The following is a 25,619-nucleotide window of genomic DNA, read 5'->3' on the forward strand; positions in this document are numbered from 1 at the left end:
CGTTTGGCAAAAACGGGGAAAAAGAGGCCCGACCGCTCCGACTGGAGCCGATCACTCCAAGCAAGCCCGCGGCGCCGGTTTGCCGATATGCCGGAAAAGCCCTATATTTAAAGACGAAAATCCCAATCCTGACAAAATGAAAACCTTCCGCATCGCGCTCCTCGCACTCGCCCTTTCCGCTGCTCTTTACAGCTGCGCTCCCAAATATGGCTGTCCCGCCAACGCCGTCGGCTCCGAGAACGCCGAGAACGGCCACCAGCACCACATGAGTTCCAACTTGCGCAAGTTCTAGCTAATTCGCGATCTTTTTTCTCAAGTCGTCAATTTCGGCCTGTTGGATTTTTAGCTGTGCCTGTAATTCCTCCGCGCGCTTATCGGCCGCGACGGCATACAGCGTCAGTTCTTCTATCTTTTGCAGCAGTTTTGTCGTCATATCGCCAACGTTCATACCCTGCGCTTGCATTTGAGCGGCCGGTTCGACGCCGGGGAGGTGATGATATTGGCGGACGTACTTACCAAGGCTGGTCAAAGGGGTCAATGTATATCCCGGATCGAAGACGAAGTCGGCCCCGTTGGTGTTCACGGCAACGGCGTTTGCCCGAACCGTGCCGGCCACGTCGAGGAGGTAGGACGAATTAATCTGTGATGTCTTACCGATCAATACGTTGCCTCCCGATGTGATGGAGAGGAAAGGTGATGTCTGGTTATCTGTCCAGTCGTATATACCGAAATTGGTTTCGTTCACATTATTTTCGCCGGCGCTCAAGGCCCAGGTTTTGCCGGCATTGTTTCTGACGAAAAACTTGGTGGTGTTTGAGTTGACGTTGATTCCACCCGCAGCAACCGCGCCATTCACGTCCAAAGGGTAGCCCGGCGCAGTCGTTCCAATGCCCACGTGACCGTTCGTCAACAGGTTTATCCCTGTCTGCGGTGAATTCAGTGCAGGTGTTATGACGATATTGTTGCTGGATTGCCACACCGACGGGCTTGTCAGCCCGGACCATTGGCCGAATATCTGACCGATATACGTTTGTGATCCATCGGATACAAAGCACTCCATCGCCGCGGCGCCGTATTGGGTGTTTGTATTCGTTATACGCATCGCGTCGCCCCCGTTAGCCGTGGATATGGAAAGGGGGAGCGTGGGTGATGCGGTGCCGATACCGACGTTGCCGGAATTGGTATTATAGATATTGTTTCCGCTAGGGCTCCATTGGGCAAAAAGGTTTTGGATAGCCAGGATCAGGCAGAACGATAATAGCGTTTGTTTCATGTTTTATCGGTTTGAAGTGCACCAATATAGCCGTTTGGCATGGTGGTTCCTAATTTCTACCTTTGCCGCATGGCAAATACTGACCGGTTTGAAGCCGTGATCGGATTGGAGGTACACGTGCAGCTGCTGACGGAAAGCAAGTTGTTTTGCGGGGATAGCGCGGCGTTTGGGGGGGACCCCAATACGCACGTGAGCCCCATCACGCTGGGACACCCGGGTACATTGCCGCGGATGAACCGGAGGGCGATAGAGTATGCGGTCAGGTTGGGTCTCGTATTGCAATGCGACATCGTGCGGCGCAATTATTTTGCGCGCAAACACTACTTCTACCCCGACCTGCCCAAGGGTTACCAGGTCTCCCAGCACACCACGCCGATATGCGAGCGCGGACGCGTGCTGATAAGGACGTCCGAAGGCGCCAGGGCGGTACAGCTGAACCGGATCCACATGGAGGAGGACGCAGGGAAGAGCCTCCACGACCAGGACCCGGTGACAACGCTGGTGGACTATAACCGGGCGGGGGTGCCCCTGCTGGAAATCGTGACCGAGCCCGACCTGCATAGCGCGGAAGAGGCCGCGGCTTATCTGACGGAGTTACGCAAGATCGTGCGCCACCTGGGAATCTGCGACGGGAATATGGAAGAAGGGAGCATGCGTTGCGACGCCAACATCTCGATCCGTCCGAAGGGCGAAACACGCCTGGGCACGAAGGTAGAGGTAAAGAATATGAACTCCATCCGGAACGTCCGCAAGGCGATCGAATTCGAGATCGGCCGTTTGGCGGACCTCGTATCGGTTGGCGGGACGGTGGTACAGGAAACCAGGAGCTTTGACGCGGACACGGACACGACCTTTGCCATCCGGACCAAGGAGCACGCCGAGGACTACCGGTATTTCGCGGAGCCCGACCTGACGCCCTTCAAGATCACCGAGGCGTTCCTCGAAGAGGTCCGGGCGGGAATCCCCGCCATGCCGGAGGAATTGTTCGAGCGGTATACCCGGGAGCTGCAGCTGTCGGAATATGACGCCCGGGTGATCAGCGACGACAAGGCCATGAGCGTGTATTACGAAGCCCTGATCGGGGAAACGAGCGCCTACAAGGCCGCGGCAAACTGGGTACTGGGGCCGGTCAAGTCCTGGTGCAACGACCGGGGAGCCGGGGTGGATGAATACCCGTTGAACGCGGCCCGGTTGGGAGGCGTCATCCGGCTGATCGAAGAGGGCAAAATCAATTTTTCGATAGCCTCCTCCCGCGTCGTTCCGTATATGATCGACAACGGCGGGATCAGCGCGGAAGAGGCGGCTACCCGTTTGAATGTCCTCCAGGACTCCGACGAAGGCACCATCCTGCCGCTGATTGAGGAGGTGCTCGCCAGCATGCCGGATAAGGTAACGGAATACCGTAAGGGTAAAAAAGGCCTGGTGGGGTTGTTTGTCGGTGAAATCATCAAAAGATCCAAGGGGAAAGCAGACCCCAAGGTGGTCAATCAATTACTCGCGGAAAAACTAAAATGATGTTACGTACGGCTTTCAGCCGCACCAAGGGTGCGGCCATAGTAGGGTGCCTGGCGCTGGGCCTTTTGGCCTCCTGCAAGCAAAAAGGAAAAGAATTTACGGTAAAAGGCGAGCTGAAGGGTATGCCGATAACCATACGGAAGGCATACCTGGTGACCAGCGGGCTGGATGGAAAGCCCATACTGATCCTGGACAGCGCGATCATAAAAGAGGGAAAATTCCAGCTGCAGGGCCCGAAGGATGAAGACCTGTTCCGCGTCATGCTGGGTGATCCGAACGGCGGACCTTGGATGGGGGTCGTCAACGACGCGAAAGAAGTGACCCTGTCGATGGACGCCAACAAGGGCGGCGACTACACGGTCAAGGGCTCGCCGGCTTCCGACAGGTTCCGTACAGTCCTCGAGTCCCTGCAGGAAATAATGTTCCAGATCCATGCCTTGAAAAGCGACTCCACCGATCCGGCGGGACCCGTAAAGGCCGACGTCATCACCCGCCAGCTGTACGATACGCTCGCCGGGGTGATCCGGACCGATCCGAGCCCCGTGGTGGCGTCCTTTGCCCTGAACTTCTATGCGATCGGCGCAGACCATGACGCGGCGGAGCAATCCGAAATAAATACCAGCAGCTACAGCGTCGATACCCTCAATGCGCTCGCACAGGGGTTGCAACAGCGGTTTCCGAAGGACGCCATCGTATCCGGTCAGATGGCTGCCGTCGGCAAAGCGTCGGGTATCCCGCACGTAGGCAGCATCGCCCCCGAGCTGACCCTCCCCGATACCGCGGGTAAGACCTTTACGCTCAGCAGCCTCCGTGGCAAATTCGTGCTCGTCGACTTCTGGGCCAGCTGGTGCCCCCCCTGCCGGGCCGAGAACCCCAACGTCGTCAAGGCCTATAATCAATTCAAAAACAAGAACTTCGCCATCGTGGGCGTGTCCCTTGACCAGGAAAAAGGCCCCTGGCTCAAGGCCATACACGACGACCACCTCGACTGGACCCAGATTTCCGACCTCCAATTCTGGCAAAGCAAGGCCGTCGACGCCTACCAATTCACCGGCATCCCCTATAACGTCCTCCTCGACCCCCAAGGCCACATCCTTGCCATAGGCCTCCGCGGCGACGACCTCGAAGCCAAGCTCCGCGAAGTCCTGCCATAGCAGCCGCGCAGCGCCCCGGCCAAAAAAAGGGGCCGCACTTGCGGCCCCGGACTTAGGGTGTTTATACACAGGTTAGCGCCAGGCAGGCGCCTGCAAACGATATATAAGCATCACAGTCTTCCACGACGTGGACAACTGGTAGCGTTTGATTGTCAGGGATGATTGCGGGTTTTAAAAGCAGGATAGTGGCAATGGAGGGCAGGAATAATGAAAAAATAGCCCTATATGTTATTCACTTGTTAATGGCAAAATTAAATAGAAAAACACAAGCCGCCAAATAAAAATAATAGAGGCCGTCTCCTAACGAAGACGGCCTCTATCGTATTAAGTCCTAATCAATTACCACCCCTGGTTCTGCACCAGGTTGTGGTTGATGGTGATATCGTTCGTCGGAAGACCCCATACGAACTTATCCGCACCGGCAGCCTGGGTCTGGCCAAGGTAGTTGGCCCCACCCACCAGCATGGCGGTGTTTTGCGGATTGTGACGGGTAAAACCGAGGTTCCAGCGTTTCAGGTCGTCGAGGCGGAAGCCTTCGAAAGCCAATTCGCGGGTGCGTTCGTCCATGACGTCCTGGAGCGCAACGGTACCGAGGGCGGCAAGACCACGCGCCGTACGCAGGGCGTTGAGCGGCGCAGCTGCTGCACCGGGGTTACCGGCCTGTACGGCAGCTTCGGCGGAGATCAGATAATCTTCGGCTACACGGAAGATCTTTGGCGCGTTCTGATAGTTGGACTGAGGCGCCGGTGCGGATTGCAGGATAGGGTTACCCGGAAATTTGCCGACAACCCAAACATTCGTGTAGGTATTTCCGAGGAAGTTGACCGACGTATTCGTATAGTAAGACGTCTTACGGATATCCGCGTTATCATACATATCGACCACCCATTGCGCGGGCATATAGTACGGATCGTCTTCCCCGGTGCCGACATTGTAGTTGATGTACATGGTATTGGCGTTCGGGCGCTCGTTGGTCTGGGAGATGTTGGGTTGCATGATCGTTTCACCCGGGTCATCATTAAGCCAATAGCTATTGAAAGCGGCCTGCGAGGTGATCAAGGGATAATTACCGGTGGCAATCACGCTATCGGCGGCCGCCTTGGCGCCGGCCCAGTCGTGCATGCACAATTTTACACGGGCTTCGAGCGCCAGCACGGCATCCTGGGTGAAATATATGGATCCCGCCTGACCGGTAACGCCGTCGAGCAGCGCGCGCGCGGTGGTGATGTCGCTCATGATCTGTGTATAGGTATCAGCCACCGTGGCCCTCGCGGGCAGCGCGCTGACGTCGTACTTTAACATCAGGGGAACCCCCAGGTCAGTGGAAGCGGAGCTGGGGTCATAGGCTTTAGCCCAGCGGAGCACCAGTTTGTGATAATAAAAGGCCCTGGCCAGGTAGGCGTCGCCCGTGAGCTCGTTCATCTCGGCCACATCCGAAGGGGAGCTGGTCTTGATGTTGGGGTAACCTTCGATGGCGGCGTTGATGGTGGAAATAGCCGCATAATAGGCGCTCCATTCACCGCTGATCTCGTAGTCGCCGGCCGTGAAGCCCTGCCAGGTATGGATACCACCGTAATTATTGCCATAGTCCAGGGTGGCGTTCAGCTCGTCGGCCTGGATGTCGGGAGCCATGGTGTAACCGCCGTTGGTGTTGCCGCGGAGCGTGGCGTAAATACCTCCGTCCCACTTTTCAGCGTCGCTGACTTGTTGGAAAGCCTCACCCAGGGCGATGGAATCCGGAGGGTTCAGGTTGAGGAGGTTCTTGCTGCACGAAGCCAAAGTCACCAGCGAGAGCGCCCCTATTGCAAGTTTTATTTTCGTCTTGTTCATGTTTCTTTCTGTTTAATAGTACTAGAAGGTGACGTCCAGACCGCCGACGATTTGTTTGGTGTTGGGATAGCTACCCAGCTCGAGGTTGGAGTTGGGCTCCGGGTCGACGCCGGGATACTTCGTGAAGGTCAGCAGATTACGACCAGTGACGTACAGCTTGATGCCCTGGATAACCTTTGTTTTTTCCAGGATGCTGTGCGGCAGGTTGTAGCTCAGCGTAGCGACCTTCATCCGCATAAAGCTGGCGTTCTCTTCCAGGCGGTTGTCGAATTGTGTCCAGGTTTGGTTGTTGAAGCTCGGGTATTGAGCGATGTCGCCGGGTTTCTTCCAGTAGTTCTGAACTTCCTTGGCCTGGTTGTAGAAACCGAACAGGTTCGGGTTGGCGTAGAAGTATTCGTCGTTGTTGATGATGATCTTGTGGCTGTAGAACGAGAACTGTACGCTCAGCGCAAAGCCTTTCCAGGTGGCGTCCACACCGAAGCCGCCATAGAACGGGGGGTTCAGCTTGTGGCCGGTGTTCTGCTGGAGCAGGTCGCCATCATAATTCTCTGTCACGTTCTTGGGGTCCTTGGTAGTTACCATCGGGTTGGGACCGGGCACATACCATTGCGGATTCCCGTCCTGGGGATTTACCCCGGCAAAGATCGGATCCACGAACATGACCGGTTTGCCCACGATCCAGGCAAAACCATAGCCCGGCAGGACATAGTGGTCGAGACCCTGGAACAGCGAGGTAACCTTTTCCTTGACATACGTTGCGGTAAAGAAGGGGGAGATCCACAGCTTACGCGTCTTTACGATGTCGATGTTCACCTTGGCGTCGAGACCCTGGTTCAACAGCGTACCCACGTTCTGCTCGATATTGGCAAACCCGGAGGTATAGGCGTAGGGAACGCTCACCAGCATGGACTTGGTGTGCTTGTTGAAGTAGGCGAGGTCGAAGTGCGCCCGATCGAACAATGTGAAGGTGGCGCCGAACATGCCGGTCAGCACCTTTTCCCAGGTCAGGTCGGGGTTACCGGGGGCGCTTACGTAAAAGCCGGTTCCACCGTTGTAGGTATTGCTGCCGACGAGCGCCAGCGACTGGTAGTTGCCGATGGCCGAGTTACCCTGGGTACCCAGGCTCGCACGGACCTGGATGTCGGTCAGCCATTTTACACCGCTCAGGAAACTTTCTTTCTTCGCCCACCACATGATACCGGCAGCGCCAAAGAGCGCGTTCCGGACGTCGGCCCCGAAACGGGAAGAGGCGTCATTCCGGATCGACAGGTCCAGGTTGTACTTGTCGCGGAAGGAGTAGCTCAAACGGCCGAAGTAGGAGATATAGTTATATTCAGAAGCATCCGAATTTACAGCGAGGCTTTGCGTACCGTTCTGCAGCAGCGTCAGACGGGCGTCAGACTGGTCCGCGGACGAAGCGTTGAAGTAGCTGTATTTGTCGTCGATATATTCCTGACCGGCCAGCGCGGTGATGGTATGCTGATCCTTGATCTTGAATTGATACTCGAGCGTGTTGTTGATCGTCAGCTTCGTCTCGCGGTCGAATTCCTCGTACGTGCTGCCGGAGTTGTTATTAAAGGTCTGGGAGGGGATCGTGAGCGACTCGTTGCGGTAGTCGTACGCATCCATACCCGCCGTTGAGCGGAAAGTCAACCCTTTGAGCGGCCGGATTTCCAGGAAGCCCGTCGGATTCAGCTGGATCTGGTTGAGCGGGTTGGGAAGCTGGTCAGCCCGGTATTTGGGGTTGAAGTGGTTCCAACCCGGGATATAGACATATTCCTGACCGGTGGCGGGGTTGATGGGCGAATAGTACGAAGGCGCCAGGAAGAACAACCCGCGGTTGGTGGAGTTCGAACCGGAAGGGTTGGTTTGGGCCACGCTGTAACCGCCGCCGAGTTGTACACCGACCGTAGCCCAATCCGTCACCTTCGAGGTGATGTTGGCACGGAGGGTATACCGGTTGAATTCCGAGCGGTAGGCGACGCCCTGGTCTTTCAGCCAGGAACCGTCGATATAATATTGCGTCTTGGACGTACCGCCGGAGAACACGAGGTCCTGCTGGAAAACCGGCGAATTCTTCTTATAGTAATACTTCCACCATTCGGTATTGACGTTACCGTTGGCCTGGCGGATGGAGTCCATGGTGTGCTGGTCGTAGCCGATGTTGGTCCCGGCATTGAACTGCGCTACCTGGAAGTTGGCCAGCTCGTCCGAGCTCATGAACGACTTGAAGTACTTGGTATCCGCGATGTTGGATACGCCGTACTGCGTACGCAGCGTGATGTTGTCACGGCCGGGGGTGCCCTTCTTGGTCGTAACCATGATGACGCCGTTCGCCGCGCGGGCCCCGTAGATCGACGTGGACGCCGCATCCTTCAGGATGGTCATGTCCGCGATGTCGTTGGGGTTCATTTGAAGGAGGGTACCGATGGCTACCTGTACCCCGTCGAGGATGATGAGGGGCGTAACGTCCGCTGTCAGCGAACCGACACCGTTCAGCGACACGCTCACCTGGCCGTTCGGCTCACCCGTGGAGCTGAGGATCGACAGACCCGGAACGCGGCCCTGGACGGCGTCAAGCACGTCCGCAACCGGCTTTTCCTGGAGCTGCTTGGAGCTGACCATGTCGAGGTTACCGACCGCGGTAGCGGTGCTCTTGGCCTGACCGTAACCGACGACAACGACCTCATCGAGGGACTTGTCTTTTTTGCTCAGGGTGATCAGGACGTGATCGCCCTTCCCAACCTTCTGTTGCAGTTGGTCGGTACCGATAGAACTGAAAACCAGTACATCGCCGGGTTCGGCGTTGATGGTGAAATTACCCGCTTCGTCGGTCGTCGTACCGCGGGTGGTACCCTTAACCGTGACCGTTACGTTGGCCAGCGGTTGACCGTTCTCGTCCCTAACTATACCTTTAACCGGCTTGGCCGCAAAGACGGCACGAATTTCGCCTGCATGGGCACTGTAGGGTGTCTCGATCGTCGATAAAATGGCCAGTGAAGCAATTGCTGTCCATTTCAACGCACCAGGTACGCCAATTCTTGGCGACCGGCTCCAGTTAGTTTTTTGTGGAGTCATACGTAGATAATTGCTGTTGTTTTGAGTCAAGTTTTCTCTCTGATGCGCGCGCTCGGGAGAGCGCGCAACACGTTATCAAACGTTAAAATTAAGCAATAATTATTTTATTCCCGCAATATTTGGAATAATCATTGAGATACCGTATCGTTCTTGATAACTTCCAACGGTCCGGCGAAAGCCTGTTTTACCTATTCCTCTTAGGATTAATTACTATGAGCAATACCGGTAACAGGACGAGGTTCGTTACCATCGCCACCAGCAGCGTGAGGGATGTCAGCCACCCGAGGGATTGGGTCCCGCCGAAATTGCTAAAGCAAAAGATGATGAATCCCGCGATGAGTACAAGAGAAGTATATATTATGCTAATACCTGTATGGCGGATCGTCTGGCTTACCGTGGCCGGAACGTCGCCCTGATGCGTTCCCAACTCCTGTTTATAATTAACCAGGAACCGGATGGTGACGTCGATGGCGATCCCCAGGGCTACGCTAAAGATCAGGACGGTGCTCGGTTTCAATGCAACGCCCGCCCAGCCCATGACGCCGGCGGTGATGACCAGTGGGATGATATTGGGGATGAGGGAACAGATCAGGATGCGTATCGACCTGAATAAATAGAGCATGCACGCCGCGATAAGCAGGAACGCCCAAAGGATGCTTTCCTTGAGACCGTTGATGATAAAGCTGGAGCCCACCAGGAATGTAACCGTCGAACCGGTGAACGTGACCTTGTAGTGGGTGGTATCGAACAATTGCGCGGCCCTCTTTTGCAGGGTGTCCAGCAAGAGCGGCAGTTTTTCGGTACCCACGTCCGCCATGTTCACGCTCAGGCGCGTCCGTTCCTTGGCTGTATCCACAAAGGAGTTGAGGAGCCGGCCAAAACTTCCGGCGTTTTTGCCGGCCGCGTTTTTCGGGGAAAGGTAGTCGGCCAGGAAGGCCCCGTCGAAGTCCGTGGGGAGCGCGTAATAGGCGCTGTCCCCGTCATAAAAGGCTTGCTTGACGAATTTCAACGCCTCGACCACCGACAGGGGTCGCCCCGTTTCGGGGAAAGACGCGATCGTTTGTGACAGGGAATCCATGCGGGCGTATACCCTGAGCGCCTTTGAGCCGGTAAGCCCGTTCCGCTTTTTGGTATCGACGACGATCTCCAGCGGCATCACGCCGTGGAAGTTCTGCTCGAAGAATTTCAGGTCGGTGTACAGCTTGTCTTTTTTGGGCAGATCGTCCACTATGAATCCCACCGATTTCAACCGGAAGAGACCGGCCACGGCCACCGCCAGCACCAGTGCTGTGCCCGCGAAAACCGCCTTCCGGTGTTGGAACACCCAGCGCTCGATCCGCTCCAGGAGCGCCTGGATACGCGGGTTCTCGATATACCGGGTGTGGTTGGGCTTTGGTGCGGGAAGGTAGCTCAGCAGGGGAGGCAGGATACAAAACGACACCACGAAAAGGGCCATGATGTTGATCCCCGCCACCACCCCGAACTCCCTCAGGATGGGACTTTGGGTGAGCGCAAAGACGGCAAAGCCGATGGCCGCCGACAGGTTGCACATAAAGGTCACCACGCCCATGCGGCTGACCATGGCGACGAGCGCGTTTTCCTTGCCCGCGCCCTTCAGGAATTCCGTGTGGTATTTATTAAGGAAGTAGATACAGTTCGGCACCCCGATCACGACCACCAGCGGCGGCATGAGGGCGGTCAGGAGGGTGATCTTGTACCCCAGGAGCTCCGTCGTGCCCATGCTCCAAACGACCCCGATCAGCACCACCAGCAGGGATATGGCCATCGCGCTGAACGAACGGAAGAAGGCCAGCAGGATGACGGTCATCAGTATGAGGGAGCCCAGGAGGAAAAACTGCATCTCGTGCTGGATGCGGTTACTCATGACCGTTCGGATCAGGGGCAGCCCGCTCACGGCCAGGGTCAGGTGGGTTTCCTGCTCGAAGGCGTGCAGGCTGTCCAGGATCGTATTGATCAGCCGCGTACGGGCGGGGGAGTTGATGAGGTTCTTGTCGAGGCTCACCGCCATGAGGTAGGCCCTGGTGTCCGGATTGTACAACAACCCCCGGTAGAACGGGAGCCGTTCGAAGAGCCGGTGGGCGCTGTCGAGGGCCTCCGGGGAAGCGATCGACGCCGGAAACACCGGCCTGATGGCCATGCTGGTCGTGGCGGTGTCCTTGACCAGGTCGACGGCGGCGGGTACGCTCAGGATGGTTTCCACCCCCTTTATGTTCTTGAGCCTTTTTTGCAGGCGCGTATAGGCGGTAAAGACCGGCAGGGTATAAAAGCTATCGGTGCGCAGGCCTACCACCAAAAGCTCGCCGTCGTCCCCGAAGGCGCGACGGAAGGCCTGGTATTCCAGGTATTTGGGATGATTTACGGGAATCGACTTCGAAAATTCGTAGCTGAGCTGCAGGCGGCTGGCGAAAAAGCCCATCAAAGCGGTAATCAGCGCAATCGCTATCAACAAGGGTAACCGGAACTTCAGCACCCATTTTGCCAGGTAGGTCCACATGATGGGCGCAAACTAACGCAAAATTTGCCGATTGGCCTATTTTTGACGTATGCGCCTCGCGATCTTTTGGCTGTGGATGGTCCTTCCGGGTTGTGTCTGTGCACAGTTACAGCCCATTGGCGCCTGGCGCTCGCACCTTTCCTACCACCATGCGCAGGGTATCGGCGGAGCGGCCGGCGATATCTGGGTAGCGACGCCGCAGTCGGTGTTCAACGTATCCGGGCCGGACAACGTCATTACCCGCTACAGCACCATCAACGGGTTGCACAGCATCGGCGTGAATGCACTGGCGGCGGCGCAGGGCGTGGTTGTCATCGGATACGCCAACAGCGACGTCGACCTCGTCGAAGGATCGTCTATCACCGAGGTCCCCGACCTCGAGATCGCGCAGGTCACGGGCGACAAGACCATCCATGACGTCCATATAGAAGGCGGCAGCGCGTATCTTTCCACGGGTTTGGGTATCGTCGTGGTGGGCATCTCCGCAGCGGCCGTAGAGGATACCTACGTCATCGGGCCCGGCGGCGTCCAGACGCCGGTATACGCGGTCGCGTCGGATAGCCAGTATTGGTATGCAGCCACCGCCACCGGCCTGCGCAAGGCGCCAAAGGCCGCCGCCAACCTCGCGGATTTCTCCAATTGGCAGGTATCGACCGGCGACGCCGGCATGGACATATTGCCGTGTCAGGACGTCATTGGCGACGGGCAAACGATTTACGTGCTACGCAACGATTCCGTATACGCGTATACCGGCGGCGTCTGGCGCCCCTGGTATGCCGCGGGATGGACCATCCGGGCCATCCAGACCGGAGGCGACAGCTTGATAATCAGCGAGCAGGACCCGGGCGGGACAACCGGGCGCATCACCTGGCTGGGGACCGCGGGCGCCGTCGCCCGGACGTTGGAAGGGGCATCCCTGGCCGACCCGCGGGGCGTGCTCGTAGACGACGCGGTGACCTGGATAGCCGACGCGCAAAGGGGATTGCTGTTGTGGAACGGAGCAACGCTGGAAGCGTTGGTCCCCAATTCACCCGACGGACCGCTCGACGGCCAGATGCAGGCCGTGGGGGGCGACCTTTGGATAGCGGGCGGGGGTGACACCACCGGGTTCTATCACTTCGACGGCTCGCAGTGGACGGCCTTTAACAGCCTGACACAGCCGGCCATGGCCGGCACGCACGACGTGGGAGCGATAGCGGTCCGGGGCGATACCGTGTATGCGGGGGCAACCCAGGGCGGTCTGTTCCGGCTGACCGGCGGTTTGGCCGCCGGCGCGGGTTCCGGCTCGATTACCGGTCTGGCCTATGATTCCAGCCGACGGTTATGGATGATCAACAGCGGCGCCCAGCGACCTTTGGAAGCGATGACCCCTGACGGGTCGGTGACGTCTTACGGTCCGCCGTTCCTCATACCCGGAAACCAGCTGGGCGCGCCGGTCAGCGATGCATATGGATACATCTGGGCCGCGGGCCCCTCGGGATACGGCGCATTGTGTTTCAACCCCGCCACCCAGCAATGGAAATCTTATCTGCCCGGGGCAGGACAGGGAAACCTCCCAGACCCCACGGTGAATTGTATAATAATGGACCGGCAAGGGCTGGTATGGATGGGCACCAATAACGGTATCGGGGTAGTGGAGTGTGGGGCATCGATATTTTCGGGCGGATGCGACGTCACCTGGCCGGTGGTCCAGCAGGATGCCTTTGCGGGGTATCTGTTCCAGGGACAATCGGTGCGCTGCATGGCGGTGGACGGCGCCGACAGGAAGTGGGTGGGCACCACGGCCGGCGCCTGGCTGATCAGCGAGGACGGCACGCAGGTGATCACGACCTTTAATACGGCCAACAGTCCGCTATTCAATGACACGATCAACGCGATCGGTATCGACGGGAAAACGGGAGAAGTATTTTTCAGTACCCCGGCGGGTATGTGTTCTTTCCGGGGCGACGCTACCCAGGCGGGACAATCCGGCGGGCTGCTGGTCTTCCCGAATCCCGTGCCGCCCGGGTATTCGGGTACGATCGCCGTCCGCGGCGTGCCGGAGGGTGCGGTCGTGAAAATTACCGAGCTGGGCGGACGTCTCGTTTACCAGACCGTCGCCCTGGGTGGACAAGCGGTATGGAACGGGAACGACTATTCGGGCAGGCGGGTCGCCACCGGGGTCTACCTCGTCCTCGTCGCCGGTCCGCAGAACCAGGAGCACCTGGCCGCGAAGATTGTATTTATACATTGACCATGATCCATTCGACCAAAGGCATAGTATTGCGCGCCGTGAAATATGGAGACACCAGCCTGATCGTGCTGATGTACACCGAGCTGTTCGGCGTCCAGTCCTATATCGTAAACGGCGTAAGGACGGAGAAAAAAGGGGGCACCCGCGCCGGGTTGTTCCAGCCCGCGGCGATCCTGGACATGGTGGTCTATCACCAGGACCAACGCAACCTGCACCGCATAAAGGAGTTCAAATGGAGCTATGTCTACCGCCAGGTATATGCCGGTATGATACGGAATACGTTGGTCATGTATATGATGGAGCTTCTGCAGAAGTGCCTCAAACAGCCGGAAGCCAATCCGGATCTATATGATTTCATAGAGACCTCGCTGATCCGGCTGGACGCATCCGACGACCTTACGGCCGCCAACTACGCCCTCCACTTTACCCTGGCGCTCGCAGCCTATCTCGGTTTCCAGATAGGCGGCCGTTATTCGGAGCATACCCCGGTCCTCGACCTGCAGGAAGGGATGTACGTGACCGAGAGACCGGTGCACGCCTATTACCTGGATGGGTATCTGGCGGAAGCCACGACCGCCCTGATGGAAGCCGGGACGGTGGCCGGGCTCGGCGCCATCCGGTTGAACCGGGAGCTGAGACGCAGCCTGCTCGAGGCCTACCAGCTGTTCTATGCGCTCCACGTGCCCGACTTCGGAAAACTCCGCTCCCTGCCGGTGTTGCAGGATATACTAGGGTAACCTCAGCGCCAGTTTGCCCCGGGTGCGGCCGGATTCGATCTGCAGGTGCGCCTGTCCCATATCGGCAAACGGAAAGACCTGGGATACGTGCGGTTGGATCGCGCCATTTTCCAGGAGGGTGGCGATCTTGCCCATGTCTTCGCCACTCGATCGCACCAGGAAAAAGAAACCGTTTATACCCATCGCCTTTGCCTTATCGGTCACCGATTCGCTCATGCCGGAAGGGATGCTGATGATCGTCCCGCCTTTGCGGATCACCGGGAGGGACTTGTCGATATTGTCCCCGCCAATAGTATCCAGCACCACGTCCACATCCGCCACCGCGTCCTCCAGCGCCTGGGCCTTATAGTCGACGTGCTCGTCGGCGCCCAGATCCAATACAAAGTCCCTGTTGGCGGCCGAAGCGGTTCCGATCACATAGGCCCCGAAGTGTTTGGCGAGCTGTACGGCAAAGTGACCGACGCCACCGGCGGCAGCGTGTATCAGCACCCGCTGGCCGGGTTTGATCCGGACGTGCTCCGTCAAGGCCTGCCACGCGGTCAGACACGCCAGACAGGACGCCGCCGCGTTCGTGTGGGTAATCCCCGCGGGCTTGGCGGCGAGGTCCGCGGCCGGCGCCGCGACGTATTCCGCATACGCCTTGCCGTGGCCAGGGAAGCGCACCATGCCAAACACCTCGTCGCCCTTGGCGAACTGCCCGGCATTCGATTCGACGACGACACCGGAGACGTCCCAGCCCAGTATGATGGGGTCTTCCGACTTGATGCGCCCGTATACGCCTTTCCCCGCCCGCGTTTTTGCATCGACCGGATTGATGCTGATGGCATTGACCCGAACCAGGACTTCATCGGGACGGGAGATGGGCTGGGGCAGCTCCACCGATTGGAGTTGTTCGACGCCACCCGGACCCTTCAAGACGATTGCGCGCATATTTTTTTTTGGCAAAAATAGCGAAGCCGGTCAGAAAAGCCGGCGGACACCGGTGGTCGCGCCAAGCCTGTCGTCGGCCCAACCTTCCAGCACGAGAACGCCCGGGCGGGCGCCAGGGGTAAAGCTGCCTAACACGTCCCCCATCCCAAGGGCCTGCGCGCCGTTACGGGTGGCCCATCCCAGCATTTCTTCGAGGGGAACCGCCGGGAACGCTTCCTGCAGGAGCAGGATTTCAGACAGTATGCTGAGCCGCTGGTTCGAAGCCAGGCTGTCCGTGCCCAGCGTAAGGGTGCAACCCAGCGCGCGGAGCTCCATGACCGGCGGAAGGGTGCGTTGTATGTACCGGTTGGCGCCGGGACAAAGACACCAATATAAGGATTGTCCACGCTGGCGGGTAAGCGTCATGGCGAAACGTATGTCATCCGCGTCGCTGGCGACGTCGTGTACGAGCAGGAGGGTCGAAGGTTCGGAAATCCAGGGCAGATAGGTGGCCAGCGAGCTTTTCGAGGCGGCCTCGAAGAAGTCGGGCGACTGTCCGAGCGCGGCGTAGAGACGGAGGAAGTCCCCCGACCCTTCACGATAGAACTGGTTTTCGGCCTCGGATTCCTGGTTATGGATAGAGAATATGCCGCCCTTGCCCGCATAGGTCCGGTTGATGGCCTCGAACAGCGGCCGGGAAACGGAATAAGGAGCATGGGCAACGAGGCTGGCCGCGCCCAGCGACCGTGCCGCCGCGTCGTATACCTGTCTGGACTGAGCCAGACGGCTCTCCGCGGAGGCAGGCAAAAAGCCCATGGTCTCCACGAAGGTATGGTAGTAAAGGGCGCTGGCTGCCTTGACAGGTAGGGTGCTGATGTTGTTGGAAATGTCCCCGACGGCGACAATACCCTCCGCCTGCATCGCCCGGTCCGCCTGGCGTGCCGCTTCCAGGGGATCCCTCCCGATCTCTCCTCGTTTGCCCAGGACCTGTAACAGGAAATCCACCAGACCGGTATCCTCGGGGATGACGCCCGCCATGTGGGATAGCTCCAGGTGACAATGGGTATTTACAAAACCGGGGCACAACAACCCGCGGATGCGTTGGACATCGCTTCCGGCTTCTGCCTCCGGCACCACCGCGGCAATCGTGCCATCGTCTTCCCCGACCAGGACGCGATCGGCGTCAATTTTATACCCATCGAACAACCCGTCCGCCTGTATTTTCCAGTATCCCATCTGAAGATTTGTTAATTTTGCGCCCTGGCGCCAAAGCCGTAAATGCGACAAAGCGCCGGTAAAGGTATGTTAGATAAACTGGAAGCCATCAAGGCCAAATTCGAGGATACCGGCGTCGCCCTGACGAACCCGGAGGTAGTGAACGACAACGCCCGTTTCAGCAAGCTGAGCAAGGAGTATCGTAGCCTGGAAAAGATCGTCAAGGCCTACGAGGCCTATAAGCGCGTCCTGGACGATATCGAATTCAACCGGGAAGCCCTCTATGGCGACGATGAGGAGCTGCGGGAATTGGCCAAGGGTGAAACCGAGGGTCTGGAAGAAAGCAAGGACAAGCTGGAATCGCAAATCCGACAGATGCTCATTCCAAAAGACCCCCAGGACGAGAAGAACGCCATCCTCGAGATACGGGCGGGTACCGGCGGGGACGAAGCCTCGCTTTTTGCCGGAGACCTCCTCCGGATGTACCTCCGCTACCTCGACGCCAAGGGATACCAAACGTCGATCCTGAGCGAAACCGAGGGGACGGCCGGCGGATACAAGGAAGTGAACGTCGAGGTAAAGGGCGACGACGTGTACGGGACCCTGAAGTTCGAGAGCGGCGTACACCGGGTACAACGCGTCCCGGCCACCGAAGCCAGCGGCCGGGTGCACACCTCGGCTGCCACCGTAGCCGTCATGCCGGAAGCGGAAGAGATCGACTTCGAGTTAAAGGACAGCGACGTCAAGATGGAAACCGCCCGAAGCGGGGGCGCGGGGGGACAAAACGTAAATAAGGTCGAAACCAAGGTCATTCTTACCCACCTACCCACCGGAACCGTCGTCATGTGCCAGACCGAGCGTACCCAGTTGGGGAACCGGGAAAAGGCGATGCAAATGATGAGGACAAAACTCTACGAAGAACAGGTCCGCAAACAGGAGGAGGAGATCGCCCGCCACCGGAAAAGCCTCGTCTCCACCGGCGACAGGAGCGCTAAGATCCGCACCTATAACTATCCCCAGGGCCGGGTGACCGACCACCGCATCAACCTGACCGCGTATAACCTTGACGACGTCATGAACGGGGACATCCAGGAATTTATCGACGCGCTGCAATTCGCTGAGAACGCGGAGAAGATGGCCAACTCATAGGCTGCCTAAAGCCCGCCACTTACAATCAACTGATTTTCAAAAATTTGAAAATCATTCGGCGGCGCGCTTTGAATTTCGTTTTTTGTGACGTATCTTAATATTATCCAGTCGACTCATTGTTAAATGAGCCCGCAGGAGACATTCTATAACAAAACTTTTGCACTGGACAGGCTGAAAACGCCCTAACTTTGCATAAAGGATTTAGCAAAAGGACGCCGAACAATAGATTAGGAAAAAGAAAATAGATTAGAGATTTCTTAACAATACTTTTCTAAACTTTGGCTCCAGATTTGAATCCTACTTATAAATAAGCAAGCAGTCAATTTTCTCATAAGCAGTTAGTTTTGGTGAAGCGGCCCCTGTTTCCACAGGGGCTTTTTCGTGTCTTATGATGGCGCTTCGCACAGGGCGGCTGCGTCGCCCTAGGAGGCCGCCACGCGGGCGCGCTCCCGCTTGACCCACAACATACTTACAATCATCCCCGAGATCGCCCCCAGGGAGTCCGCCACGATGTCCCCGTTTTCGTAGTCGCGGTTGGTAAAGTACAATTGAACGAATTCCATCGCGGCGCCGAACAGGCAGGCGGCGATACAAATCAGGAGGAAGAAACGGGTATTGGCCGCCGGGCTGTGTTTGTCCGCGTAGGGAATCGTCCAAAGACCCACAAAAACGCCAAATAACGTGAAATGGACGAGCTTGTCCGCGTGGACCCTCTCCAGGAATATGGAGAAGGCGCCCTTCGGAAGGGATACGTCTTTGGCCGGCAGGACCAGGAGCAATATTATAATCACCGACCAGACGACCGCCGGCCAGTAGCTGCGTTTTAACAGGCGATAAAGCATGATGGTTTAACCGACCAGGTTTTTATAAGCGTCGGCGCTCATGAGCTGGTCTACGTCCGCGATGTTGTCGACCGTCATTTTGATCATCCAGCCCTCTCCGTAAGGATCGCTGTTGACGAGCTCCGGCTGGCCTTCCAGGGCGGGGTTGACTTCGTCGATGGTGCCTGCTACGGGCAGGAAAAGATCACTGACGGTCTTTACCGCCTCGACGGTGCCAAATACGGCTTCGGCAGCCAGCTTCTTGCCCTTGGTTTCGATTTCCACGTAAACGATGTCTCCCAGTTCGCTCTGGGCGAATTCGGTGATGCCGATGGTGGCGACGTTGCCTTCCAGGCGGATCCATTCATGGTCCTTTGTGTAACGGAGAGTATCGGGGAAATTCATATGAAGGTGATAATTTGAAGCGCTAAGGTGCTGTTTTTAGAGCAATCAGAAAAATAAAAATTTGTGTATCACGCGCGCCTTCAGGATGCGTACATCGCTGACGGGACGGTTGTTTTGGTCGGTTTTGACGGCGGCGATGGCGTCCACTACGTCCATACCCGAGATTACTTTTCCAAAGACGGTGTAGTTCATGTCGAGCCATGGTGTGCCGCCAACCGTTTTATAGACCTGTCGGTGCGCCACCGGAATCTTGCGGCCTTGAAGCCGGGTGCGCTCGAGGTTGTCGAGCTCGGCGTCGGTGTAGGTCTTGCCCTGCACGATATAGAACTGACAACCGCTGCTGGCCTTGGCGGGATTGTTGTCCCGGGCGGCGGCCAAAACCCCGCGCTGATGAAAGAGCGCGGTGTCGAACTCGGCGGGAATGGTATATCCTACGTCCCCGTCGCCCAGCTGTACGCCGGGGGCGGCGTGTTTGGACGTGGGGTCCCCGGCCTGAATCATGAAGTGCGGGATGACGCGGTGAAACAAGGTGCTGTCGAGCGCGTGGCGCCGAACCAGCCGAAGGAAATTATCCCGATGTTTGGGCGTCCTATCGCTCAGCTCGACGATGATGGTCCCGGAGGTGGTGACGATCCGCACCCGTTTCGGATGGGCTGTAAGCAGCATGGGGATAAAGGCGATACAAAGGAGGAGGCTACGCATGTTGATCAAAATACAAAAGCACGTGGTCTTTGATAAAATTTTCCTGCTCTGCCAGGGAAAAGGCCGGTAGGGCTTTGAGCTGGGTATAGTGCGGCCAGCCGTCCTCGTCGATCCCTTCCAGGGCGTAGTACCCGCTGGCGGACAGCAGGTGGCAGACGGCTACGTGCATAAGGTCCTGTTTTTCTTCCTTGGTAAAGCTGTCCCGGTCCTGCCCGGACTCCTGGATGCCAATCAGGAACAATATGGCGTTTAGATCGGGCCTTTTACCAAAACGTTCCACCAATTCACCCTCGAGGGCGGCCCAACGTTCCGCCAGGCTGTCATATCCTTCACTCATGGGTGCAAACCTAGGCAAAAACGTTAAAATCCGCTCATGGAAGACGGGTTGCCGGGTTAGGCAAATTATTTGCTAATATTGGGTCCTAAAATGGCCATTCCATGATACAAACCGCTGAAGACATTCGGCTTGTAAATGAAAAGATCCAATCGGCCGGCGTCTTTATAGACCGGGTCCGTACGGAGATCAACAAGGTGATCGTGGGTCAGACCTATATGATCGACCGGCTCCTGATCGGTCTGCTGAGCAACGGCCACATCCTTTTGGAAGGGGTGCCCGGGCTGGCCAAGACGCTGTCGATCAAATCGCTCGCCCAGTCGATCAACGCCGCTTTCAGCCGTATCCAGTTCACCCCGGACCTTTTGCCCGCGGACGTGCTGGGGACGATGATTTATAATCAGCAGAAAAACGAGTTTGTGGTTCGCAAGGGCCCCATTTTCGCCCACTTCATCCTGGCGGATGAAATCAACCGCGCCCCGGCAAAGGTACAAAGCGCGTTGCTCGAAGCCATGCAGGAGCGCCAGGTGACCATCAGCGAAACGAGCTACAAGCTGGACGAGCCCTTCCTGGTCATGGCGACCCAAAACCCCATCGAGCAGGAAGGAACATACCCGCTGCCCGAAGCCCAGGTCGACCGGTTTATGCTCAAGGTCGTTGTAGGTTACCCCAAAAAGGAGGAGGAGCAATTGATCATCCGCCAGAATGTACAGGGCGCCGCGAACACCCAGCAAGTCAAACAGGTGGTTTCCGTCCAGGAAATTCTGAGTGCCCGTGACCTCGTCCGCCAGGTGTACATGGACGAAAAAATCGAAAACTATATCCTGGATATCGTTTTTGCCACCCGTTTCCCCGAAAAGTACAAGCTGGAGAAACTAAAAAGCCTGATCGCCTATGGCGGATCGCCCCGGGCCTCGATCAACCTGGCGCTGGCCTCCAAGGCCGTGGCGTTCCTGGCAGGTCGTGCCTACGTGATCCCCGAGGACATCCGTACCATCGCCCACGACGTGCTCCGGCACCGCCTGGGACTGACGTACGAAGCGGAGGCCGAAGGCATAAACGTAACCAACATTATCGACGACGTACTGAAGGTCGTGAACGTGCCATGATGACGACCGCCGATATCATCCGTAAGGTCCGGGAGCTGGAGATCAAGAGCCGGAAGCTTTCGAACGACCTTTTCAAGGGGGAGTATCACTCCGCCTTTAAGGGCCGTGGCATGAGCTTTAAGGAAGTCCGGGAATACCAGCCAGGGGATGACATCAGGTTTATCGACTGGAATGTTTCGGCCCGTTTTTCCCACCCCTACAGCAAGGTATTCGAAGAAGAGCGGGAGCTGACGGTGCTGCTGCTCGTGGACGTGAGCTCGAGCGCGCTTTTCGGAACGCACCACCAGCGTAAAAAGGACCTGATCACCGAGGTGTCGGCCGTGGTGACCTTCAGCGCCATCAACAACAACGACAAGGTCGGCGTCATTTTTTTCTCCGACCAGGTGGAAAAGTTCATCCCACCGAGGAAAGGACGGCAGCACGCCCTTTATATCGTCCGGGAGATGCTAACGTCTGCGCCAAAACACAAAGGAACCAACATTACCGAGGCGATCCGTTACCTCAATAACAGCTGTAAGCAAAAGAGCATCGCTTTTGTCCTGAGCGACTTCCTGGACGAGCACTACGAGGACGCGCTCCGCGTGGCGTCGAGCAAGCACGACCTGATCGGGATCAAGGCGTACGACCGGATGGATATGATCCTCCCGGACGTGGGTCTGCTGGAGGTTGAGGACGCGGAAACGGGTGCGGTCGCGTACGTGGATACGGCCAGCCCGTACGTCCGGAAGGAATATGAAGAACAGTTTCACCGCTATAACGACGAATGCAAGCAGATCTTTGTAAGGGCCGGCTCGGACCTCCTGCATATCGGGACCGGGGAGGACTATGTAAAGGTGCTGCAAAAGTTTTTCGCCCACAGGAACCGCCGATGAACAAACCCATGCGACGCGCTTTACTGTACATGACCCTGATGACGCTGGCCGCAAGCGCCGGCGCCCAATCCGTGCCCAACGGTCTTTCGGCGGACATCTCCGCGGACAGGCAGGCCATCCTCATCGGGGAGCCGATCCGGCTCACCTTTACGGTCCGTTCGACACCCGGCAATCCCCTGTTCGTTCATATCCCCGATTCGCTTCCTCATTTCGAAGTCGTTACCCGGAGCAAGATCGATACGGTCTCGGACAAGTTCATGATCCAGCTCCAACAGGTCGTCACGGTAACGAGCTTTGACAGCGGACATTGGGTGATACCCGCCTTCGAGCTGCCGGGTACCGACGTCGTCACCGACAGCCTGGGGGTGGACGTGGGCTTCCTGCCCATGAAGGCCCAGGACCAGATAAGGGACATCAAGGACATCGTACAGGTACCGGCCATTTTGCCCTGGATCTGGATCAGTGCGTCCGTGCTGGTCCTCGGCGCGCTGATATTCTTACTTATCCGTGCGCTTCGTTCTAAGAAAAGCGCGGTCGAGGGCGGCGAACCCGCTGAAACGCTCCCCCCTTATGAAGAGGCGATCAGGAACCTCGACGCATTGGCGCTACCGGATGCCTCGGCGGACATAAAACCTTTTTATACCGCCCTGGACGGCGTGTTGAAACGTTACCTTTTCCGGGAATATGGGTGGAACACCTCCCAGTTCACCACCAGCGACCTGCTGGGGCGGCTTTCGGAGAGGGTTTCCGACGGCCGGGAACGGTCGGCCATCGCGGAGACGCTCCACCTCGAAGACGCGGTAAAGTTTGCGAAGTATTTTCCGGGCAACGAGCTCCATAAGCAGTCCAGGGAACAGGTCCGCAAGGCCCTCGATATTCTCCACAAAACCGAAAAAGCGTCGTGATCTTCTACTGGCTCCAACATATCACCTTTGCCTGGCCGTGGGTCTTCTTTCTCATGGCGCTCATCCCGCTGATGATCTGGTGGCGCGTGAGCCGGAAGGGACACCTGCGGGCAACCTTCCAGGTTTCCTCCACGACGCACTTCAAGGGCGTGTCCACTTTCAAGACCGCGCTGGCCCGCGCGCTCTTCGTACTCCGCCTGCTGGCGGTAGCCTTCCTGATCATCGCCCTGGCGCGCCCGCAAATCCGGAATGTCCAGCAACAGGTGACCGGCGAAGGGCTGGATATCATCCTTTGTATCGACGTCAGCGGGTCGATGACCTCCGAGGACTTTTCCCCCAACCGCATGGAGGCGGCCAAGAAGGAAGCGATCGATTTTGTGTTGCACCGGCCCACCGACCGGATCGGCGTGGTTATCTTTTCCGGGGAAAGTTTCACCATGTGTCCCCTGACGACGGACCGCCAGGCGGTCATTTCGCAGATCAGCGCGATCCGGCCAGGGTTGCTACAGGACGGGACCGCCATCGGCTCCGGGCTGGCCACCAGCGTGGAGCGCCTCAAGAACAGCCCGTCGAAAAGCCGGATCGTCATCCTGCTGACCGACGGCGTTAACAACGGCGGGCTGATCGACCCCAATACCGCCAAGGAGATCGCCAAGGCCATCGGGATAAAGGTCTATACCGTCGGCATCGGTACGGAGGGTTACGCCCCGACGCCCAACGCGGACGGCTCCGTCACCCAGGAGAAGGCCGGCATAGACGAAAAGCTGCTCAGGGATATAGCATCCTCTACCGGCGGCCAGTACTACAGGGCTACCGATAACGCCAGCCTGGACAGCATATATCGTAATATCGATACGCTGGAAAAGTCGAAGGTGGAGGTCACCAGCTATGAACGGTACATCGAGGAGTACTGGCCCTTCGCGCTGGCCGCTTTCCTCCTTGTGGGCGTCGAGATGACGCTCCGCTACACGATTCTTCGTAAATTTCCCTGATGGAGGGTACGATCTACAAGTCGACCGGTGTATGGTACCAGGCCAGGTCCCGGGACGGCAGGTTTTGGAACGCCCGCGCCAAAGGCAAGTTCAAGATCGACGACATATCCTCGACCAACCCGCTCGCAGTGGGTGACGTGGTTGACATGGACGTCGAGAACGAGGGCGAATCTTCCGCCATCATCACCGCTATCCACGACCGGCGCAACTACATCACCCGCCAGTCACCGCACAACAAGCGCTACCACCACATCATCGCCTCCAACCTCGACCAGCTGGTGCTGATCGCCACACTTCGCGAGCCGCGCACCTCCCAGGGTTTTATCGACCGGTTCCTGATCGCCTCCGAAATGTATGGCGTGCCGGCGCGTCTTGTCTTCAATAAGGCGGACGTATACCGGGACGCCGACATGGAACGGTACGAGGTCTGGTCCGCCATGTACGCGGCCATCGGTTATCCGGTGCTGCTGACGAGCGTGCGCTCCGGCGAGGGTTTAGCGGCCATCGCGGCGCTTCTGGCTGGCAAGGTAAGCCTGCTTTCTGGTCACTCGGGCGTGGGCAAATCCTCGCTCGTCAACCATCTTTTCCCCGAGCTGCGGCTCAGAACCGGCGAAGTAAGCGATTGGAGCGGCAAAGGCATGCACACCACGACCTTTGCCGAGATGTTCGACCTGCCCGGCGGCGGTCAGATCATCGATACGCCCGGCGTGCGCGAATTCGGCCTCGTGGACGTCGCCCGTCACGAGCTCTCGCACTATTACCCCGAAATGCGCGCGGTGCTCGGCGATTGCCAGTTCAACGACTGTCTCCACCTCGAAGAGCCGGGGTGCGCCGTCAAGGCGGGGGTTATCAACGGGACGATCGCCGAGGACCGGTATGTCAGTTATGTGAACATACTGGAATCGCTCCAGGAGAAGCAATACTAAAAAGCCCGGCCAGCCCGGGGGCAAAAAAAGCCCCGGCTTCCGCCGGGGCCTGGTTACACCGTGGCCTCCACATTAGAGCGTCCCTGTCTTCAAATCCCTCGGAATCTTCACCTCCAGGGTAACGGTGGTGCCGCCGCGGTTCACCGTCATCGGGTAGTTGAATTTGTCGCCGTCGTCGCCCAGTATGTCCATGGCCTGGTCAACGCTATGGACGGGCTTGCCGTCGATCGACGTAATGACGTCGTCCTTTTTGAGACCGGCTTTTTCCGCGGGGGACTCGGGGTTCACGCGGAGGACCTTCACGCCGGTGGTATCTTCGGTGTCCTGGATGTTGGCGCCCAGACGCGGACGGCCAAAGTACCTGAAGTTCATACGCGGCATAGCGTCAAACGCAAACGTCTTGAAAACGTCGGCGGGTTTCTCCAGCGTTACCCTGGCTTGTTCCTCTTTGTCGCCGCGGAGATAGTGGATGGCAACAGCGTCACCCGGCTTGTGCTCACGGATGACCTTGGACAAGGCGTCGGGGTTGGAGATGGGCGTATTATCGACCTTGGTTATGACGTCCCCTTCTTTCAGACCGGCCTTGAAGGCGGCGCTACTATCGGTAACGCGGGTAACCTTGGCGCCCCTTTCATCCTCGGAGGTGTATACCCCCAGGCGGACCTTTTCAAAGGCAAGACCGTCCTGCAACATTTTGAATTTAATGGTCTGCTGCCCTGCCAAATCCCGGTCAAGCATGATTTTGGGCGCATCGAAATCAAAGTCACGGACAATATTCACCTTCCCCCCGTCCCAATCGGCGGAAGGTTTCCCGTTGACGGTGACCTTCCCGTCCTCGTCGATGACGATGGTGGTCTTGCCTTTGTCCTTGTCTCCGTCTTCACGGATGATGATCTCTTTGGTGGACTTGTGTTTGGGCTTGGGCGTCCCGTTGCCATCTTGTGC

General features: G+C 57.7%; 22 protein-coding genes. 11 read left to right on the forward strand and 11 right to left on the reverse strand.

The window, feature by feature from the left end; genetic code table 11:
* On the forward strand, nucleotides 1–292 hold a 292-nt coding region (locus VL547_RS18235), incomplete at its 5' end, for a hypothetical protein (RefSeq protein WP_325580554.1).
* On the opposite strand, the gene VL547_RS18240 is transcribed toward VL547_RS18235, so the two are convergent.
* Nucleotides 293–1,273: a hypothetical protein gene (locus VL547_RS18240; protein WP_325580557.1), complete on the reverse strand. Its 981-nt coding sequence runs from the start codon at nucleotides 1,271–1,273 to the stop codon at nucleotides 293–295.
* Nucleotides 1,274–1,342: 69 nt separating this feature from the next.
* Here VL547_RS18240 and gatB point away from each other — a divergent pair, with 69 nt between their 5' ends.
* Nucleotides 1,343–2,788, forward strand: a complete 1,446-nt coding sequence (gatB, locus tag VL547_RS18245; RefSeq protein ID WP_325580559.1) for an Asp-tRNA(Asn)/Glu-tRNA(Gln) amidotransferase subunit GatB — start codon at nucleotides 1,343–1,345, stop codon at nucleotides 2,786–2,788.
* Nucleotides 2,788–3,942 (forward strand): TlpA disulfide reductase family protein, encoded by a 1,155-nt coding sequence (locus VL547_RS18250; RefSeq protein ID WP_325580561.1) that lies wholly within the window; start codon nucleotides 2,788–2,790, stop codon nucleotides 3,940–3,942. The genes gatB and VL547_RS18250 overlap by 1 nt, the downstream gene beginning before the upstream one ends.
* Before the next feature lie 339 nt (nucleotides 3,943–4,281).
* On the opposite strand, the gene VL547_RS18255 is transcribed toward VL547_RS18250, so the two are convergent.
* The 3 genes from VL547_RS18255 to VL547_RS18265 form a co-directional block, all read right to left on the reverse strand.
* Nucleotides 4,282–5,772 (reverse strand): RagB/SusD family nutrient uptake outer membrane protein, encoded by a 1,491-nt coding sequence (locus tag VL547_RS18255; RefSeq protein ID WP_325580563.1) that lies wholly within the window; start codon nucleotides 5,770–5,772, stop codon nucleotides 4,282–4,284.
* 21 nt (nucleotides 5,773–5,793) lie between these two features.
* The gene (locus VL547_RS18260; protein ID WP_325580565.1) at nucleotides 5,794–8,793 is read right to left on the reverse strand and encodes a SusC/RagA family TonB-linked outer membrane protein; all 3,000 of its coding nucleotides are present in this window, start codon (nucleotides 8,791–8,793) and stop codon (nucleotides 5,794–5,796) included.
* A 241-nt stretch (nucleotides 8,794–9,034) separates the two neighbouring features.
* Entirely contained in the window at nucleotides 9,035–11,365 is a 2,331-nt protein-coding gene (locus VL547_RS18265; RefSeq protein WP_325580567.1) for an efflux RND transporter permease subunit, read from the reverse strand.
* Nucleotides 11,366–11,414: 49 nt separating this feature from the next.
* Here VL547_RS18265 and VL547_RS18270 point away from each other — a divergent pair, with 49 nt between their 5' ends.
* A complete protein-coding gene (locus VL547_RS18270) occupies nucleotides 11,415–13,598 on the forward strand; it encodes a hypothetical protein (protein WP_325580569.1) in 2,184 nt (727 codons plus the stop codon).
* Between the two features lie 2 nt (nucleotides 13,599–13,600).
* Nucleotides 13,601–14,335, forward strand: a complete 735-nt coding sequence (recO, locus tag VL547_RS18275; protein ID WP_325580571.1) for a DNA repair protein RecO — start codon at nucleotides 13,601–13,603, stop codon at nucleotides 14,333–14,335.
* Here the strand turns inward: recO and VL547_RS18280 are convergent.
* Together VL547_RS18280 and VL547_RS18285 are read right to left on the reverse strand one after the other, a co-directional pair.
* Nucleotides 14,327–15,265 carry an NADP-dependent oxidoreductase gene (locus VL547_RS18280; protein WP_325580573.1) on the reverse strand — a complete coding sequence of 313 codons (939 nt, stop codon included), beginning with the start codon at nucleotides 15,263–15,265 and terminating at the stop codon, nucleotides 14,327–14,329. The genes recO and VL547_RS18280 overlap by 9 nt on opposite strands.
* 30 nt (nucleotides 15,266–15,295) lie before the next feature.
* Nucleotides 15,296–16,480: an amidohydrolase family protein gene (locus VL547_RS18285; protein WP_325580575.1), complete on the reverse strand. Its 1,185-nt coding sequence runs from the start codon at nucleotides 16,478–16,480 to the stop codon at nucleotides 15,296–15,298.
* A gap of 66 nt (nucleotides 16,481–16,546) precedes the next feature.
* On the opposite strand from VL547_RS18285, the gene prfA reads away from it, so the two are divergent.
* Complete coding sequence (gene prfA, locus VL547_RS18290) at nucleotides 16,547–17,608, forward strand: peptide chain release factor 1 (RefSeq protein ID WP_325580577.1); 1,062 nt, start codon at nucleotides 16,547–16,549, stop codon at nucleotides 17,606–17,608.
* A gap of 422 nt (nucleotides 17,609–18,030) precedes the next feature.
* Here prfA and VL547_RS18295 read toward each other — a convergent pair whose 3' ends face one another.
* Genes VL547_RS18295 through VL547_RS18310 form a run of 4 tightly spaced genes read right to left on the reverse strand, consistent with a single transcriptional unit; the run spans nucleotide 18,031 to nucleotide 19,873 of the window.
* Nucleotides 18,031–18,450: a VanZ family protein gene (locus VL547_RS18295; protein ID WP_325580579.1), complete on the reverse strand. Its 420-nt coding sequence runs from the start codon at nucleotides 18,448–18,450 to the stop codon at nucleotides 18,031–18,033.
* Between the two features lie 6 nt (nucleotides 18,451–18,456).
* Nucleotides 18,457–18,834 carry a glycine cleavage system protein GcvH gene (gene gcvH, locus VL547_RS18300; RefSeq protein ID WP_325580581.1) on the reverse strand — a complete coding sequence of 126 codons (378 nt, stop codon included), beginning with the start codon at nucleotides 18,832–18,834 and terminating at the stop codon, nucleotides 18,457–18,459.
* Nucleotides 18,835–18,879: 45 nt separating this feature from the next.
* The gene (locus VL547_RS18305) at nucleotides 18,880–19,536 is read right to left on the reverse strand and encodes a peptidylprolyl isomerase (RefSeq protein ID WP_325580583.1); all 657 of its coding nucleotides are present in this window, start codon (nucleotides 19,534–19,536) and stop codon (nucleotides 18,880–18,882) included.
* Nucleotides 19,529–19,873 (reverse strand): hypothetical protein, encoded by a 345-nt coding sequence (locus VL547_RS18310; protein ID WP_325580585.1) that lies wholly within the window; start codon nucleotides 19,871–19,873, stop codon nucleotides 19,529–19,531. The genes VL547_RS18305 and VL547_RS18310 overlap by 8 nt, the downstream gene beginning before the upstream one ends.
* A 101-nt stretch (nucleotides 19,874–19,974) precedes the next feature.
* Here VL547_RS18310 and VL547_RS18315 point away from each other — a divergent pair, with 101 nt between their 5' ends.
* Genes VL547_RS18315 through rsgA form a run of 5 tightly spaced genes read left to right on the forward strand, consistent with a single transcriptional unit; the run spans nucleotide 19,975 to nucleotide 24,674 of the window.
* The gene (locus VL547_RS18315) at nucleotides 19,975–20,979 is read left to right on the forward strand and encodes a MoxR family ATPase (protein ID WP_325580587.1); all 1,005 of its coding nucleotides are present in this window, start codon (nucleotides 19,975–19,977) and stop codon (nucleotides 20,977–20,979) included.
* The gene (locus tag VL547_RS18320) at nucleotides 20,979–21,851 is read left to right on the forward strand and encodes a DUF58 domain-containing protein (protein WP_325580589.1); all 873 of its coding nucleotides are present in this window, start codon (nucleotides 20,979–20,981) and stop codon (nucleotides 21,849–21,851) included. The genes VL547_RS18315 and VL547_RS18320 overlap by 1 nt, the downstream gene beginning before the upstream one ends.
* Nucleotides 21,852–21,859: 8 nt before the next feature.
* A complete protein-coding gene (locus VL547_RS18325; protein ID WP_325580591.1) occupies nucleotides 21,860–22,756 on the forward strand; it encodes a hypothetical protein in 897 nt (298 codons plus the stop codon).
* The gene (locus VL547_RS18330) at nucleotides 22,753–23,748 is read left to right on the forward strand and encodes a VWA domain-containing protein (protein ID WP_325580593.1); all 996 of its coding nucleotides are present in this window, start codon (nucleotides 22,753–22,755) and stop codon (nucleotides 23,746–23,748) included. Before VL547_RS18325 ends, VL547_RS18330 begins: the two co-directional genes overlap by 4 nt.
* Complete coding sequence (rsgA, locus tag VL547_RS18335) at nucleotides 23,748–24,674, forward strand: ribosome small subunit-dependent GTPase A (RefSeq protein ID WP_325580595.1); 927 nt, start codon at nucleotides 23,748–23,750, stop codon at nucleotides 24,672–24,674. The genes VL547_RS18330 and rsgA overlap by 1 nt, the downstream gene beginning before the upstream one ends.
* Before the next feature lie 72 nt (nucleotides 24,675–24,746).
* Here rsgA and VL547_RS18340 read toward each other — a convergent pair.
* On the reverse strand, nucleotides 24,747–25,619 hold an 873-nt coding region (locus tag VL547_RS18340; protein WP_325580597.1), incomplete at its 5' end, for a PDZ domain-containing protein.

This window comes from Dinghuibacter sp. (genome assembly GCF_035492835.1).
Classification (GTDB): domain Bacteria; phylum Bacteroidota; class Bacteroidia; order Chitinophagales; family Chitinophagaceae; genus Dinghuibacter.

What these genes read in the sequence shown, in the direction of transcription:
- VL547_RS18240 (WP_325580557.1), bottom strand. Translation starts at nt 1,273, where the DNA reads ATGAAACAAACGCTATTATCGTTCTGCCTGATCCTGGCTATCCAAAAC.
- gatB (WP_325580559.1), top strand. Translation starts at nt 1,343, where the DNA reads ATGGCAAATACTGACCGGTTTGAAGCCGTGATCGGATTGGAGGTACAC.
- VL547_RS18250 (WP_325580561.1), top strand. Translation starts at nt 2,788, where the DNA reads ATGTTACGTACGGCTTTCAGCCGCACCAAGGGTGCGGCCATAGTAGGG.
- VL547_RS18255 (WP_325580563.1), bottom strand. Translation starts at nt 5,772, where the DNA reads ATGAACAAGACGAAAATAAAACTTGCAATAGGGGCGCTCTCGCTGGTG.
- VL547_RS18265 (WP_325580567.1), bottom strand. Translation starts at nt 11,365, where the DNA reads ATGTGGACCTACCTGGCAAAATGGGTGCTGAAGTTCCGGTTACCCTTG.
- VL547_RS18270 (WP_325580569.1), top strand. Translation starts at nt 11,415, where the DNA reads ATGCGCCTCGCGATCTTTTGGCTGTGGATGGTCCTTCCGGGTTGTGTC.
- recO (WP_325580571.1), top strand. Translation starts at nt 13,601, where the DNA reads ATGATCCATTCGACCAAAGGCATAGTATTGCGCGCCGTGAAATATGGA.
- VL547_RS18280 (WP_325580573.1), bottom strand. Translation starts at nt 15,265, where the DNA reads ATGCGCGCAATCGTCTTGAAGGGTCCGGGTGGCGTCGAACAACTCCAA.
- VL547_RS18285 (WP_325580575.1), bottom strand. Translation starts at nt 16,480, where the DNA reads ATGGGATACTGGAAAATACAGGCGGACGGGTTGTTCGATGGGTATAAA.
- prfA (WP_325580577.1), top strand. Translation starts at nt 16,547, where the DNA reads ATGTTAGATAAACTGGAAGCCATCAAGGCCAAATTCGAGGATACCGGC.
- VL547_RS18295 (WP_325580579.1), bottom strand. Translation starts at nt 18,450, where the DNA reads ATGCTTTATCGCCTGTTAAAACGCAGCTACTGGCCGGCGGTCGTCTGG.
- gcvH (WP_325580581.1), bottom strand. Translation starts at nt 18,834, where the DNA reads ATGAATTTCCCCGATACTCTCCGTTACACAAAGGACCATGAATGGATC.
- VL547_RS18305 (WP_325580583.1), bottom strand. Translation starts at nt 19,536, where the DNA reads ATGCGTAGCCTCCTCCTTTGTATCGCCTTTATCCCCATGCTGCTTACA.
- VL547_RS18310 (WP_325580585.1), bottom strand. Translation starts at nt 19,873, where the DNA reads ATGAGTGAAGGATATGACAGCCTGGCGGAACGTTGGGCCGCCCTCGAG.
- VL547_RS18315 (WP_325580587.1), top strand. Translation starts at nt 19,975, where the DNA reads ATGATACAAACCGCTGAAGACATTCGGCTTGTAAATGAAAAGATCCAA.
- VL547_RS18320 (WP_325580589.1), top strand. Translation starts at nt 20,979, where the DNA reads ATGACGACCGCCGATATCATCCGTAAGGTCCGGGAGCTGGAGATCAAG.
- VL547_RS18325 (WP_325580591.1), top strand. Translation starts at nt 21,860, where the DNA reads ATGCGACGCGCTTTACTGTACATGACCCTGATGACGCTGGCCGCAAGC.
- rsgA (WP_325580595.1), top strand. Translation starts at nt 23,748, where the DNA reads ATGGAGGGTACGATCTACAAGTCGACCGGTGTATGGTACCAGGCCAGG.